General features: G+C 57.3%; 12 protein-coding genes and 3 tRNA genes. 5 read left to right on the forward strand and 10 right to left on the reverse strand.

Going from position 1 to position 12,849, the window contains the following annotated elements; genetic code table 11:
- Positions 1–355: 355 nt before the first annotated feature.
- On the reverse strand, positions 356–661 hold the full coding sequence (locus I6G83_RS17485; RefSeq protein ID WP_054306140.1) for a cupin domain-containing protein: 306 nt from the start codon (positions 659–661) through the stop codon (positions 356–358).
- A gap of 323 nt (positions 662–984) precedes the next feature.
- Between I6G83_RS17485 and I6G83_RS17490 the strand changes: the two genes are divergently transcribed.
- Complete coding sequence (locus tag I6G83_RS17490) at positions 985–2,034, forward strand: DUF1176 domain-containing protein (protein WP_054306137.1); 1,050 nt, start codon at positions 985–987, stop codon at positions 2,032–2,034.
- A gap of 135 nt (positions 2,035–2,169) precedes the next feature.
- On the opposite strand, the gene I6G83_RS17495 is transcribed toward I6G83_RS17490, so the two are convergent.
- The 4 genes from I6G83_RS17495 to I6G83_RS17510 all read right to left on the reverse strand — a co-directional run bounded on the left by I6G83_RS17495 (position 2,170) and on the right by I6G83_RS17510 (position 4,002).
- A tRNA-Val gene (locus I6G83_RS17495) sits at positions 2,170–2,246 on the reverse strand.
- A 20-nt stretch (positions 2,247–2,266) separates the two neighbouring features.
- A tRNA-Val gene (locus tag I6G83_RS17500) sits at positions 2,267–2,343 on the reverse strand.
- A gap of 20 nt (positions 2,344–2,363) precedes the next feature.
- Positions 2,364–2,440: transfer RNA gene (locus I6G83_RS17505), tRNA-Val, on the reverse strand.
- 188 nt (positions 2,441–2,628) lie between these two features.
- Positions 2,629–4,002, reverse strand: a complete 1,374-nt coding sequence (locus tag I6G83_RS17510) for an MATE family efflux transporter (protein ID WP_054307829.1) — start codon at positions 4,000–4,002, stop codon at positions 2,629–2,631.
- 270 nt (positions 4,003–4,272) lie between these two features.
- On the opposite strand from I6G83_RS17510, the gene I6G83_RS17515 reads away from it, so the two are divergent.
- Both I6G83_RS17515 and I6G83_RS17520 read left to right on the forward strand, forming a co-directional pair.
- On the forward strand, positions 4,273–4,926 hold the full coding sequence (locus I6G83_RS17515; RefSeq protein ID WP_054307830.1) for a riboflavin synthase: 654 nt from the start codon (positions 4,273–4,275) through the stop codon (positions 4,924–4,926).
- Positions 4,927–4,968: 42 nt separating this feature from the next.
- Complete coding sequence (locus I6G83_RS17520) at positions 4,969–5,265, forward strand: I78 family peptidase inhibitor (protein WP_062778981.1); 297 nt, start codon at positions 4,969–4,971, stop codon at positions 5,263–5,265.
- 237 nt (positions 5,266–5,502) lie between these two features.
- On the opposite strand, the gene cfa is transcribed toward I6G83_RS17520, so the two are convergent.
- Both cfa and punC read right to left on the reverse strand, forming a co-directional pair.
- A complete protein-coding gene (cfa, locus tag I6G83_RS17525; RefSeq protein WP_054307831.1) occupies positions 5,503–6,654 on the reverse strand; it encodes a cyclopropane fatty acyl phospholipid synthase in 1,152 nt (383 codons plus the stop codon).
- A 342-nt stretch (positions 6,655–6,996) separates the two neighbouring features.
- Positions 6,997–8,202: a purine nucleoside transporter PunC gene (gene punC / locus I6G83_RS17530; protein WP_054307832.1), complete on the reverse strand. Its 1,206-nt coding sequence runs from the start codon at positions 8,200–8,202 to the stop codon at positions 6,997–6,999.
- 121 nt (positions 8,203–8,323) lie between these two features.
- On the opposite strand from punC, the gene punR reads away from it, so the two are divergent.
- Positions 8,324–9,250, forward strand: a complete 927-nt coding sequence (gene punR, locus I6G83_RS17535; protein ID WP_054307833.1) for a DNA-binding transcriptional activator PunR — start codon at positions 8,324–8,326, stop codon at positions 9,248–9,250.
- A 19-nt stretch (positions 9,251–9,269) separates the two neighbouring features.
- Here the strand turns inward: punR and purR are convergent, their stop codons facing one another.
- The gene (purR, locus tag I6G83_RS17540; RefSeq protein WP_015672174.1) at positions 9,270–10,295 is read right to left on the reverse strand and encodes an HTH-type transcriptional repressor PurR; all 1,026 of its coding nucleotides are present in this window, start codon (positions 10,293–10,295) and stop codon (positions 9,270–9,272) included.
- A 385-nt stretch (positions 10,296–10,680) separates the two neighbouring features.
- Between purR and cydH the strand changes: the two genes are divergently transcribed.
- Entirely contained in the window at positions 10,681–10,770 is a 90-nt protein-coding gene (cydH, locus tag I6G83_RS17545) for a cytochrome bd-I oxidase subunit CydH (protein ID WP_099050037.1), read from the forward strand.
- Positions 10,771–10,837: 67 nt separating this feature from the next.
- Here the strand turns inward: cydH and sodB are convergent, their stop codons facing one another.
- A complete protein-coding gene (sodB, locus tag I6G83_RS17550; protein ID WP_041412084.1) occupies positions 10,838–11,416 on the reverse strand; it encodes a superoxide dismutase [Fe] in 579 nt (192 codons plus the stop codon).
- A 366-nt stretch (positions 11,417–11,782) separates the two neighbouring features.
- Complete coding sequence (locus tag I6G83_RS17555; protein WP_054307834.1) at positions 11,783–12,607, reverse strand: C40 family peptidase; 825 nt, start codon at positions 12,605–12,607, stop codon at positions 11,783–11,785.
- Positions 12,608–12,849: the final 242 nt, after the last annotated feature.

Genomic DNA, 12,849 nt, shown 5'->3' on the forward strand with positions numbered 1-12,849 from the left:
GGCGGTCAGACCGTCGGTATGGAATTTGAGTCGAGCCTGATAGGGCAGAGCATAGTTAAGAATAGGTGACCACGGCTGAAATGGGGCGGAAAAATTCAGCCCGCGCCGGCGTGCGGGGATACGGCGAAAACGTGCGGAAAATAAGATTGTTGTTATTGCGTTTTCACAGATCAAGGGCTGAAACCATTCAACTGAAAGACGCGCGCATTATAAGGCCATCAGGGTGGGAAACAAAACAAAAAACCGATGACTGGCGCAGGTTTAGTCAAAAAGAGAGCAGATGTGGCGCAAATGCGCGCTGGTGCGGCGAGTTTGTTGCGCAAATTATCACGGTGTAAATAAAACGTCGCGCTCGTTAACCTAAGGCGCTGATTTCCAGCAGCGTGCCGGCGGCCAGGCAGAAACAGCCGCTGGGCACCTGCGCCGCAACCGTCACGCTTTCACCAGCCTGCAGCAGAAGAATATCGCTGCCGACGGTAAATTCGAATTCGCCGTCGATCACCCGGATTTGCACGGCGCCATCACGCTTTTGCAACTGACCGAAGGCGCCGGCGTCAAAGCGGACTTCCGCGGCGGCGCGGCCGTCGCTCAGCTGTCCCTCACGGCGGGACTGGCCATTATCGGGCGTGCTAAACGCCGATGCGGCAATAAATTTCAACATAATACCCTCTTGGTCAATCAGGCCGCCGATGATAGCCGATCGGCGCGGCGGCGCCAAAGTTTTTGCACCGTCGGATAAGGCGTGTTGCCTGCTCGATGCAGTTTTTGTCTGTTAGCCTGCGAATGACGAGCAACCCTTAATCCTCGTTGATTATAGGGATAAAAACGATAATGATAGGGCTTCGTTTCCCGGTTGACAGGAAATAGCCGAGGATACGGCAAGAAGGTTTGATTAATGAAAAGAAGATATGCCAGGGAGAGATGCGTTCTGGCGTAAGTATAGCGCGGACGACCTGCAATGACCCATTATGGAGAGATGGAACAATGAAAAATAGCGCCTTCACGGGGTTATTGAGCATGATGATCCTCAGCGCGCCCGCGCTGGCGGCAAACAGCGGCGTGTCATTCAGCCACAAAGATTGGGAAGTGGTTTGTGATAACACGCTGACCTGCCGGGCGGCGGGGTACAGTTCCGGTGAGGGAAAGGGCGGTTCCGTGCTGTTAATCCGCCAGGCCGGGGCGCGAAGTGCTGTTACCGGTGCAGTCCGGTTGGGGGAAATTGAGTCTGACGGTAATTTATCGTTTGACGCATTGACGCTCTGGATTAACGACCAGCAGGCCGGCAGCGTTAGATCTGGTGACGACGATACCTGGCTGCTGTCGGAAAAACAGACGCGCAGTCTGATTCAGGCGATTAAAGGCAGCGGGAAGGTGGAATTCAGAGGAGGAAGCGAGTCTTTCGTGCTCTCCGGCGACGGGGCCTATGCCGTGCTGCTGAAAATGGATGACGTGCAGGGACGTATCGGGACGCCGGGCGCGTTGAGCAAAACCGGTAATAAACCGGAAGGCAGCGTGCGTGCCGCGATACCCGCACCGATCGTTCAGCGTGTTCAGATGGAAAAGGCGCAGGAGCGGGAGCTGACAGCTCCGGAGTTGGCGGTGTTGAAACCGAAACTGCTGGCAACCCTGGGTGAAGATGAGGATTGTGAGCGCATCCGGCCGACAGAGGATGAGGAAGAAGAACACGCAGAAACGATCGGGCTGACGCCGCTGGACGACGCGCACGTGCTGATTTCCGCGCTCTGCTGGCGGGCGGCATATAACGAAGGGTACGGCTATTGGGTGGTTGACAGTAAACTCGAGGGCAAACCGCAGCTCATCACCTCATCAGGTTCTGGCTATGATGAGGGGGAAATTTTCATGAGCCAGAAAGGACGTGGTCTGGGTGACTGCTGGGGGATGGCTAATTGGGTGTGGGATGGCATGACGTTCCGCAAAAGCATAGAAGCCACCACGGGGATGTGTCGCTATATCCGGCTGGGAGGCACCTGGGACTTACCCACCTGGGTGACCGAGGTTAAACCGGCCAAATAAGTCAACGCGGCGTTCGCCATGGCGGGCGCCAAATAGGCTCGTGAGGCGACATAAGGTCAGACGCTGTAAATCAAGGAACGGATAATAGGGGATAAAAAAGGAAAAATTCTGGGCGCCAAATCAGGAGAGATGATTTGGTGCGTCCGAGTGGACTCGAACCACCGACCCCCACCATGTCAAGGTGGTGCTCTAACCAACTGAGCTACGGACGCATTGAACTGCTGCAGTAATTTGGTGCGTCCGAGTGGACTCGAACCACCGACCCCCACCATGTCAAGGTGGTGCTCTAACCAACTGAGCTACGGACGCACTGAACTGCTGTAGGAATTTGGTGCGTCCGAGTGGACTCGAACCACCGACCCCCACCATGTCAAGGTGGTGCTCTAACCAACTGAGCTACGGACGCATCGTTTTCCTGTCTGTCATGGCTGACAGCGGGGACGAATATTAACGAGCAAGCTGTCTGCTGGCAAGGGGAAAAACGTAATTTTATCCGCGATTTCGCGCGACTGCTGCGCTTATGCGCAGTGAGGCGGTTTTTTCCGCAGATTGCGGCTGGGAAGTGGCCGGCCCGGGGAGGGGCCGGCGGAAAAATCAGCGGGTGGAGCGCTGTAAAATCAGCGCCGCCGGCTGACGCTGCAGCCAACGCATGCGCAGCACCATCATGATGGCGGCGAAGGTCAGGCCGATAATAAAGCCGATCCAGAAACCGCTCGGCCCCATCGCCGGCACGATGTAGTCGGTCAGCGCCAGCAGATAACCGCTCGGCAGCCCCAGCACCCAGTAAGCGATAAAGGTGATGAAGAAGATCGAACGCGTATCTTTATAGCCGCGCAGCACGCCGCTGCCGATCACCTGAATCGAGTCCGAGATCTGGTAGATCGCGGCCAGCAGCATCAGGTGGGAGGCCATGGCGACCACCGCCGGCGTGTCGTTATACAGCAAGGCAATGGGCTCGCGCAGCAGGGCGGTGAACAGCGCGGTGCAGCAGGCCATGGCGATGCCGACGCCGATGGCGCTGTAGGCGGCGACGCGCGCGCCGTCGACGTTGCCTTCTCCCAGCCGGTGACCGACGCGGATGGTGGAGCCGACGCCGAGCGACAGCGGCAGCACGAACATCAGCGAGCTGAAGTTCAGCGCGATCTGGTGGCCGGCGACGGCGACGATGCCGAGCGGCGACACCAGCAGCGCCACCACGGCGAACAGCGTCACTTCAAAGAACAGCGCCAGGGCGACCGGCAGGCCGATGCCGACCAGGCGGCGCAGCGTGGCCCAGTCGACCGGCGACCAGGCGCGCTCCGGTTTGATGTCGCGCTGCGACGGCGCACGGCGCACGTAGCCGCGCATCAGCAGGAACATCACCCAATAGACGCTGGCGGTGGCGACGCCGCAGCCGACGCCGCCCAGTTCCGGCATGCCGAATTTGCCGTAAATGAAAATATAGTTAATGGGAATATTAACCAGCAGACCGATAAAACCAATAACCATCCCCGGCTTGGTTTTTGATAATCCTTCACACTGGTTGCGCATCACCTGGAAGAATAAATAACCCGGCGCGCCCCACATAATGGCGTGCAGATAGCCGACGGCTTTTTCCGCCAGTTGCGGATCGACATTGTGCATCATATCGATCATATATTTGCTGTTGTACAGCACGGCGATAATCAGCAGCGAGACGCCGCTCGCCAGCCAGAACCCCTGGCTTATCTGATGCGCGATGCGCTCGCGGCGGCCGGAGCCGTTAAGCTGGGCGATCACCGGCGTTAAGGCCAACAGCAGGCCGTGGCCGAACAGGATAGCCGGTAGCCAGATAGATGTGCCGACTGCAACCGCAGCCATATCCGTGGCGCTGTATGCACCCGCCATAATGGTATCCACCACGCCCATCGCCGTCTGGGCGATTTGCGCGATAATTACCGGAATAGCGAGGGCTAATAAACTACGCGCTTCAATAAAGTACTTCTGCACGCATACACCTTTTTGAGTATTAAGCAATGAAAGAACGGCTGTCGCGAATGGACAGCAATTTAATCGCGGAATTATTACCGGCGTATTGTAACCGTTCGGACTTATTTAAGCCACTGGCGCAGTGTAGTGCACAATAGTCGTTAACGGCGCCGTTGTGGGTCTATTTCGTGCGCAGACAGCGATTTTTTACCGCTGCGGGTTTGGTTTTCTCCGCCATCTGGGGCACACTGCCTACCAGCGCTGTATATCAATTTTCAGAAAGAGGCATCCATGTTTACCGGTATCGTACAAGGCATTGCGCCGCTGGTTGCAGTAGAAGAAAAACCCAATTTCCGTACCCACGTGATTGAAATGCCCGACGAGCTGCTGCCCGGCCTGGAGCTGGGGGCGTCGGTGGCGCACAACGGCTGCTGCCTGACCGTTACGGCGGTCGACGGCAACCGCGTCAGCTTCGACCTGATTAAAGAGACCCTGCGCCTGACCAATCTGGGCAGCCTGGCGGTCGGCGACAAGGTCAACGTGGAAAGGGCGGCGAAGTTCAACGATGAGATCGGCGGCCACCTGATGTCCGGCCATATTATCTGCACCGCAGAAATCGCCAAGATCTTTACCTCGGAAAACAACCGTCAGGTCTGGCTGCGCATGCCGAGTGCCGATCTGATGAAGTATGTATTGCACAAGGGCTTTGTCGGTATTGACGGCATCAGCCTGACCATCGGCGAGGTGGTGAACAACCGCTTCTGCGTGCATCTGATCCCGGAAACGCTGGAGCGCACGACGCTGGGCAAAAAACGCCTGGGCGACAAGGTGAATATTGAAATCGATCCGCAAACGCAGGCGGTGGTGGATACCGTAGAGCGCGTCCTGGCCAGCCGAGAAGCGGCGCTGGCGCAGAATCCAGGCGCGGCTACGCCGAACCCCTGAGCGGACGTGACAGGGTTGAACGCAAAAAAAGAGGAGCTAAACGTGAAGTTTTATCGGAAAACGTTGATGTTGGCGGCGCTGATGACGCTGGCTGCCTGTAGCAGTACGTCAGAAAACGGCGCGACGGCGTCGTCGGTCGATGCGGATGACACCTGCGGCGCGTCGCAATATCAAAACTACGTGGGCAAACCGCTCTCTTCACTGGACGGCGTGCAGATCGACGCCCGTCAGGTGCGCACCATTCCTTATAATTCAGCGGTCACCATGGATTTCAACCTGACCCGCCTGAACTTCCTCGGCGATCGGGACGATAAAATCACGCGCGTCTACTGCGGCTGATAGCGGCGCAATGACCTGCGGCCGCGCCAGGACGGGGTGATGGACAATGAATCATCACCTCCGGGCGTTAGGATGACGCCGCGCTGTGAAGACTATCCGTAACCTGCAGGGGTTACGGATTTTTTTATGCCGGCCGTACGCAGCATGTTCGCTAAAATGGGACGGTTACCGACCAAAAAGCCGCAATGAATTGCGGCTTTTCATGATGTCGCCCGGTCATCTGCTGGCTTGCGGCGCTCAGCGCGGGACGCGGATGCCGCCTTCAACGCCTTTCGGGCTGAACAGCACCTGCCACAGCTGAATATCGCGCGAGCGGAAGGCGCCGGCGCAGGCGTTAAGATAGTAGCTGAACATCCGCTCAAAGCGCTCGGAATAGCGTTCGGCCAGCTGCGGCCACGCCTGTTGGAAGCGCTCATACCAGGCCATCAGCGTGCGATCGTAGTCGGCGCCGAAATTATGCCAGTCTTCCATCACGAAGCGGCCTTCGCTGGTCTGGGCAATATGCGCCACGGAGGGCAGGCAGCCGTTAGGGAAGATATATTTATTGATCCACGGATCGACATTCATATCGGTTCTGTTTGAGCCGATGGTATGCAGCAGGAATAAACCGTCGGGTTTTAAATTGCGCTCAACCACCTCGAAATAGGTGCGGTAATTCTTCGGCCCGACGTGTTCAAACATGCCGACCGAGACGATGCGGTCAAACTGCTGATGCAGATCGCGGTAATCCTGCAGCTGAATATCCACGTCCAGCCCGGCGCAGCGCGCCTGCGCCAGTTTCTGCTGCTCGGCGGAAATGGTGACGCCCACCACCGACACGCCGTAATTTTTGGCCGCAAACGCCGACAGCCCGCCCCAGCCGCAGCCAATATCCAGCAGGCGCATGCCCGGCTGTAATTGCAGCTTGTCGCAGATCATGCGCAATTTATTTTCCTGCGCCTGTTCCAGCGTCTCGGCGCTTTTCCAGTAGCCGCAGGAATATTGCATATAAGGATCCAGCATCAGGGTAAATAAATCGTTGCCGAGATCGTAATGCTCTTTCCCCACGATCCACGCGCGTTTTTTGGACTGCAGATTGGTCAGGCGCGCGGCGGCAATGCGCAGCGTGTCTTTAAAATGGTGGGGGAGTTTTCTTTCCAGGCCGGCGGTCAGCACGCGTTGAAAGAAACAGTCCAGCCGCTCGCACTCCCACCAGCCGTCCATATAACTTTCGCCCAGCCCGAGAGAGCCTTCCTGCAGCACGCGTTTAAAAAATTCGGGGTTCTTTACCTGAATATCGAAAGGTCGGGTGCCGTTTATTTCTATATCGGCCATGCTGAGCATTTCATGGGCGATACGATACCATTGGTTATCCTGGATGCTCAGATCTTCTAAACACGATGAACTCATTTAGTTTCTCCATCACCTTTCTTCTGACTTATGGCCACCTAAAAAGCTTAGCCAATTTGGGTAGGCACATACGTATACCTGCGGAAGATTGCACCGCGGCGTCCGATATCCGACATGAACAGAGGAAAATTCAAAAGAGAAGCCCGTACCGGCTGGCAGGGTAAACTCATCAATTAAAGTAAAAAAGTGACGCCATTGGCGACCACGAAACGCCACGGGTTAATACGAGAAATTGCTATGTTATTTTTAGCGCTTTTTTGAGTATAGGCCTGCCGAGACGCTTACTCAACCGTAAATCGTGCTCGGCAGACATGTCATTTAAGTGAATATTATTATGGGTAATTATGACGCAGAGTTAGCATGCTGACGGTGCTCGGCGTCCTGTGGGCGTGCGCCGCTGCCGCGCTGCAGCAGATAGCCGGCGGCGGCCAGGACGACCGTGGCAACCATTACCGTTACCGTCGCCAGCAACGGCTGCGCGATATAGGCGGACACCAGCATACTGGCGACGAAACACAGGCCCAGCTGCAGGGTATTTTGCAGCGCCGCCGCTTTACCGGTGCTTTCCGGGAACGGCGTCAGCGCATTCGCCACCACGATCGGGTAGGTGGCGCCGTTAACCAGCGCCATCAGGCAGAAGGGGATCAGCAGCGTGGTCAGCGTCGGCGTGGTCAGGGTAGCAACCAGATACAGCGCCACCATGCTGACGGCGTACATCACCAGCAGCCACGGCAGCAGCGTATTGCCGTTCGTACGGCTTAATGCGCTGCGGCAGCCGAACCCCCCGAGCAGAAACGCCAGCGTCTGCGGCACGTAACTCAGGCCGATATCGTTCGGAGTGTAGCCCATACTGCCCAGAATAAACGGCGAACCGGTCAGCCAGGCGAAGAAACCGGCTGAGCAGGCGGCGTATACCAGCACGTTGCCGCTGTACAGCGGCGACTTCAGCAGCTGCAGGAAACCGATGCCGGGTGCGGCGCCTTCGTCGGCGCGCGGGCGCGGCTTGTCACGCAGCAGCAGCGTCGGCAGCAGCAACAGCAGCGTGATCGCCAGCAGCACGGCGAAAATGGCGCGCCAGCTCAGATGGTTCAGCAGCCAGGCGCCGACCAGCGGCGCCAGCGCCGGGGAGAGGGCGACCAGCGGCATAATGGTGGCGAACACCTGGTTGGCGCGGCTGCCGGGATAGCGGTCGATGACGATGGCCTGCCAGGTCACCGCGGCGGCGCAGACGCCGACCGCCTGGATAAAGCGCAGCGTCCACAGCTGCAGCGCATTAGTGGCCCACAGCATGCCAAGACAGCCGAGGCCGAACAGCGCCAGGCCAATCAGCAGCACCGGTTTGCGCCCCAGCCGGTCGGACAGCGGGCCCCACAGCAGTTGCGCAAAGGCGAAGCCGGCCAGGAAGATACTCAGGCTGGCGCTGATCGCGCCGGGAGAAATTTGCAGGTCGTGCTGCATCATGCCGAAGGCCGGCAGGTACATATCCGTGGCCAGAAAGCCGAGCATACTCAGGCCGGCCAGATAACACATAAATCCAAAGTTTCGCATAGTCGTTCTCAGTCGTTATTTGTGATGCAGGTTTTCACGCCGCGCAGTGTATCCGGCTGGATCTCTGGTTGTGAAACGGTAATATTTGCATACTGGTTTGAAAAATTTTGCAGGCAAACGCATGTGGTCTGAATATTCTCTGGATGTGGTCGACGCCGTGGCGCGTACCGGCAGTTTCAGCGCGGCGGCGCAGGAGCTGCACCGTGTCCCTTCCGCGGTCAGCTATACCGTGCGCCAGCTGGAGCAGTGGCTGGCGGTGCCGCTGTTTGAGCGGCGCCATCGCGACGTGACGCTGACGCCGGCCGGCGCGCTGTTTGTACAGGAATCGCGCGCTGTTATCAAAAAAATGCTCGACACGCGGCGTCAGTGTCAGCAGGTCGCCAACGGCTGGCGCGGCCAGGTGAAGATCGCCGTCGATCTGATCGTAAAGCCGCAGCGCTGCCGGCAGCTGGTGCTGGATTTTTATCGCCACTTCCCGGACGTTGAACTGCTGCTGCAGCCGGAGGTGTTTAACGGCGTCTGGGATGCGCTGGTGGACGGCCGCGCCGAAATGGCGATCGGCGCCACGCGCGCGGTGCCCACCGGCGGCGGGTTCGCCTTTCGCGATATGGGCTTTATGAACTGGCTGTGCGTGGTCAGCGCCGAGCATCCGCTGGCCGGGCTGAGCGGCGCGCTCAGCGATGAACAGCTGCGCCCCTATCCGGCGCTGCTGCTGGAGGATACCTCGCGCAGCCTGCCCAAACGCGTCACCTGGTCGCTGGATAACCAGCGTCGGCTGGTGGTGCCGGACTGGGTGTCGGCGGTGGATTGCCTGCGCGGCGGCTTATGCGTCGGCATGGCGCCGGCGCACCGGGTGCTGCCGCTGGTGGCGCGTGGTGAGCTGGCGGTGCTGCAGTTACAGGAGCCGTTTCCCCCCAGCGCCTGCTGCCTGACCTGGCAGCAGCCTAACCAGTCGCCGGCCATCGCCTGGCTGCTGGATTATCTGGGGGACAGTGAAACCTTGAATCAGGAGTGGCTGAGTGAGGAGCAGGGGCCGGCGGAGGCGTAAACGCGCCGGCCTGCCGTGCTTAGCGGCGGTAATCGATAAAGGGACCGTCGGCCACGGAACGCCGCTCGATCAGTTTAGGATGCACTTCGATCACCTGCGACTCCTCTCGCTTGCTGATAATACGGTCCAGCAGCATGGTGAAGGCCATTTCACCCAGACGCTCTTTCGGCTGGTGCACCGTGGTCAGGGCCGGGGTGAAGTAGCGCGCGTTGCGCACGTTGTCATAACCGATCACTGAAATATCCTGCGGTACGCGCAGGCCCAGCTCGTCCGCGGCGCAAATGGCGCCCATCGCCATAATATCGCCGCCGCAGAATACCGCCGTCGGGCGGTGCTTTTGCGACAGGATCTGGTGCATCGCCTTATAGCCGGATTCCGGTTCGAAGTCGCCCTGTACGATCCACTCGTTGCGCAACTCAATATTGGCTTCCTGCAGGGCCTTCAGGAAACCCTGATGGCGGCCGCCGCCGGTGTTGCGCGACAGCTGGCCGGGGATGGCGCCGATCTCGCGGTGGCCGCGTTCGATCAGATAGCGGCCCGCCAGATAGCCGCCTTCGAAGGCGTTATCGATAATGGTGTCGGTAAAGTCACTGCGCGCCACGCCCCAGTCCATCACCACCATTGGGATATTGCGGTGGTCTTCCAGCATGCCGAGCAGCTGATCGGGGTATTCGGAACACATCACCAGCAGGCCGTCGACGCGTTTTTGCGCCAGCATCGCCAGATAGGCGCGCTGCTTGTCCAGATTATTGTGCGAGTTGCACAGAATCAGGGTGTAGCCTTTGCTGTAGCAGCTGTTTTCCACCGCCTCAATCACTTCAGCAAAGTAGGGCGCTTCGCTGGAGGTTGCCAGCAGGCCGATGGATTTGGTGTGGTTGACCTTCAGGCTGCGGGCAACCGCGCTCGGCGAATAGTGCAGATCTTTAATGGCTGCCCAGACCGCCGCCTTGGTCTCTTCGGCGACGAAACGGGTCTTATTGATGACGTGGGAAACGGTGGTGGTGGAAACGCCCGCGCGTTTGGCCACATCTTTAATCGTTGCCATGTAAAGATGACTCCTGAACTCACATGTTTGCAGTATGTAAGTATGTTGTTAATCGTTTGCCTGCGTATATCCTGCTCCAAAATCTCGAAAACGTAGTTTTTAGTTTGGAAGTCGTAAGCCGCTTGCTTAGTTCGGAGGGGCGCGTGGCCGGTACGCAGCAGTGAACTGCGAATTTTGGCGTATATTGCGCAAAAGTGGAAGAGCAAATCAGCATTATCCGTCGGGAAAGCGGCGAATATTTTAATCTTGGCCCTTTTTTTGCCGCAACATTATCGGGCGTTGCGCAAAATCAATTGGGGATTGCCGCGAACTGTGGGAAAATAATTTGACCCATTAATACTGTGGGCTTTATGCTGGCGTCGAGAAACAGATAAGGGAGTTTCTGATGGAAACCGAGTTAAAATTGTCACTGTTCACCACCGCCTGCGCGCTGGTGATGATTATTGCCTTTAGTTTTATTGCTGCGCTGAACTGATTGTTCGGCGAAATATAAAAAGGCGCAGTAAACACTGCGCCTTTTCTGTTGGCCAGATAACTGACGATTACGCCAGGTTTTCCGCCACGAATGCCCAGTTAACCAACGCCCAGAAGTTTTCCAGGTAGTTAGGACGCGCATTGCGGTAGTCGATGTAGTAAGCGTGTTCCCACACGTCCACGGTCAGCAGCGGTTTGTCGTCACCGGTCAGCGGGGTAGCCGCGTTGGAGGTGTTGACGATCGCCAGCGAGCCGTCGGCCTTTTTCACCAGCCAGGTCCAGCCGGCGCCGAAGTTGCCGACGGCGGATTTGGTGAACTCTTCTTTGAACTTGGCGAAAGAGCCGAAGGACTGGTTGATGGCGTCAGCCACCGCGCCGGTAGGTTCACCGCCGCCCTGAGGCGACAGGCAGTGCCAGTAGAAGGTGTGGTTCCACACCTGCGCCGCGTTGTTGAACACGCCGCCGGTAGAGGTTTTCACGATCTCTTCCAGGGTTTTGCCTTCGAACTCGCTGCCTTTCACCAGGTTGTTCAGGTTTACCACGTAGGTGTTGTGGTGCTTGCCGTAGTGGTATTCCAGCGTTTCAGCGGAAATGTGCGGTTCGAGAGCGTCTTTGGCGTACGGTAATGCAGGTAATTCAAACGACATTGCTTTCTCCTTATTGATATAGCGCCAGATGCCCATGGCCGCCTGCGGGATGTGGTGGTGCGGGTGACCCCTCAGACGAAACCGTGCTGCTTATACCCGTCATACTTCAGGCTGCAGAGACGTTGGCTGCGTTCAGTCATCCCGCAGTAAGTCCTTCGGGATGCCTTCCCTTGCCGCTGTCCGCCACGCGAATTATTGCGGGTATATCCGGGCATCGAGTTGTTATGTTTTTTTTAAGGTTATTAATTCTAACGACTTTCAAAGGGAAGGGAAGGTTTAAAACGTGCTAAGCGTTCAACTGCTTAAAGCGTCGACAGTGACGCCGGCGGGGGATAAATGGCTGAGCCAGGCTCAGCCATGGGGGAACTAACGCACGTTTTTCGGCGTCATCACGCGGCGGGCGCCGACGTAGTGATTCTGCCAGTAGTCATTATCCAGCTGGCTGATGCGGATATCCTTGCCGGTGCGCGGCGACTGAATAAACTTGCCGTCGCCGAGATAAACGCCGACGTGATCGGCCGCGCCGCGGTTGTTAATGCGGAAGAATACCAGATCGCCTTTTTCCAATTCGCTTTTCTTAATCGGCGCCGCATCGCGCAGGTGATACATTTCATTCGCCGTACGCGGCATTTTAATTTTCATCACGTCTTTATAGGCGTAATAAATTAACCCGCTGCAGTCGAAACCGGTGCGCGGCGAGGCGCCGCCCCAGCGATAGGGCTTGCCCATCTGATTCATCAGCTTGGCCATCGCGGTCTGCTTCGCCCGCTGGTAGCGTTTTTTATGCGCGGCGGTCAGTTTAAGCGGTTTATCGTCGCTCAGCAGTTTGCTGGTGGCCTGGCCGTGAGTGCGATGACGTCCGTAGCCTTTTTTATAACCTTTCTTCGGCGGGGTAACTTTAATTTTTGCCAGATGCGTTGCTTTACGCGTGGATTTAACGCGGGTGGTTTTCTTGGCGGTTTTAATCGTCGAGCTTTTAACCGTTTTAACCTTGGTGGTTTTCGGCGTCGCGGCGGTGCGGCTTTTTTTATTGCTCTTCAGCGCTTTCTTTTTCCTGCGCTCGTCCGGGCGCGCGTCGCTGACGTGGCTTTTGCGCGGTTCGGCGGCCACGCGCGACTGTGGCGCAGCGTGCGCCAGATTGAAGAACAGCTGGGTAAACAGCAGCACAAAAAGCGTAACAATTAGACGCATGTCGACGTTACCAACCTTGGTCCCGAGTCAGAGATTGAATTAAACACAGTATTCCCCAAATCCGCGATATAAAACAGCGCGGAACTTAATAAAGCGTAATCCATATTGTGAGAAAACGTTAATAACATTTCCCCTGACTGAAATTTAATCGCCGAGCGAGGAAAAAAGCGTCGCCTTGCCCGCGCTGGTTAATATTCCGTCGCCGGACGGCGCTGAAAATATATTAGTGAAATGGTCGGATT

It is taken from the genome of Serratia rubidaea (genome assembly GCF_016026735.1).
In the GTDB taxonomy this organism is placed as follows: Bacteria; Pseudomonadota; Gammaproteobacteria; order Enterobacterales; family Enterobacteriaceae; genus Serratia_B; species Serratia_B rubidaea.

Bases quoted from the DNA above. Each gene is read 5' to 3' on its own strand.
- sodB (WP_041412084.1), bottom strand. From the start codon at position 11,416: ATGTCGTTTGAATTACCTGCATTACCGTACGCCAAAGACGCTCTCGAA.
- punC (WP_054307832.1), bottom strand. From the start codon at position 8,202: ATGCGAAACTTTGGATTTATGTGTTATCTGGCCGGCCTGAGTATGCTC.
- cfa (WP_054307831.1), bottom strand. From the start codon at position 6,654: ATGAGTTCATCGTGTTTAGAAGATCTGAGCATCCAGGATAACCAATGG.
- purR (WP_015672174.1), bottom strand. From the start codon at position 10,295: ATGGCAACGATTAAAGATGTGGCCAAACGCGCGGGCGTTTCCACCACC.
- I6G83_RS17555 (WP_054307834.1), bottom strand. From the start codon at position 12,607: ATGCGTCTAATTGTTACGCTTTTTGTGCTGCTGTTTACCCAGCTGTTC.
- I6G83_RS17515 (WP_054307830.1), top strand. From the start codon at position 4,273: ATGTTTACCGGTATCGTACAAGGCATTGCGCCGCTGGTTGCAGTAGAA.
- cydH (WP_099050037.1), top strand. From the start codon at position 10,681: ATGGAAACCGAGTTAAAATTGTCACTGTTCACCACCGCCTGCGCGCTG.
- I6G83_RS17490 (WP_054306137.1), top strand. From the start codon at position 985: ATGAAAAATAGCGCCTTCACGGGGTTATTGAGCATGATGATCCTCAGC.
- punR (WP_054307833.1), top strand. From the start codon at position 8,324: ATGTGGTCTGAATATTCTCTGGATGTGGTCGACGCCGTGGCGCGTACC.
- I6G83_RS17485 (WP_054306140.1), bottom strand. From the start codon at position 661: ATGTTGAAATTTATTGCCGCATCGGCGTTTAGCACGCCCGATAATGGC.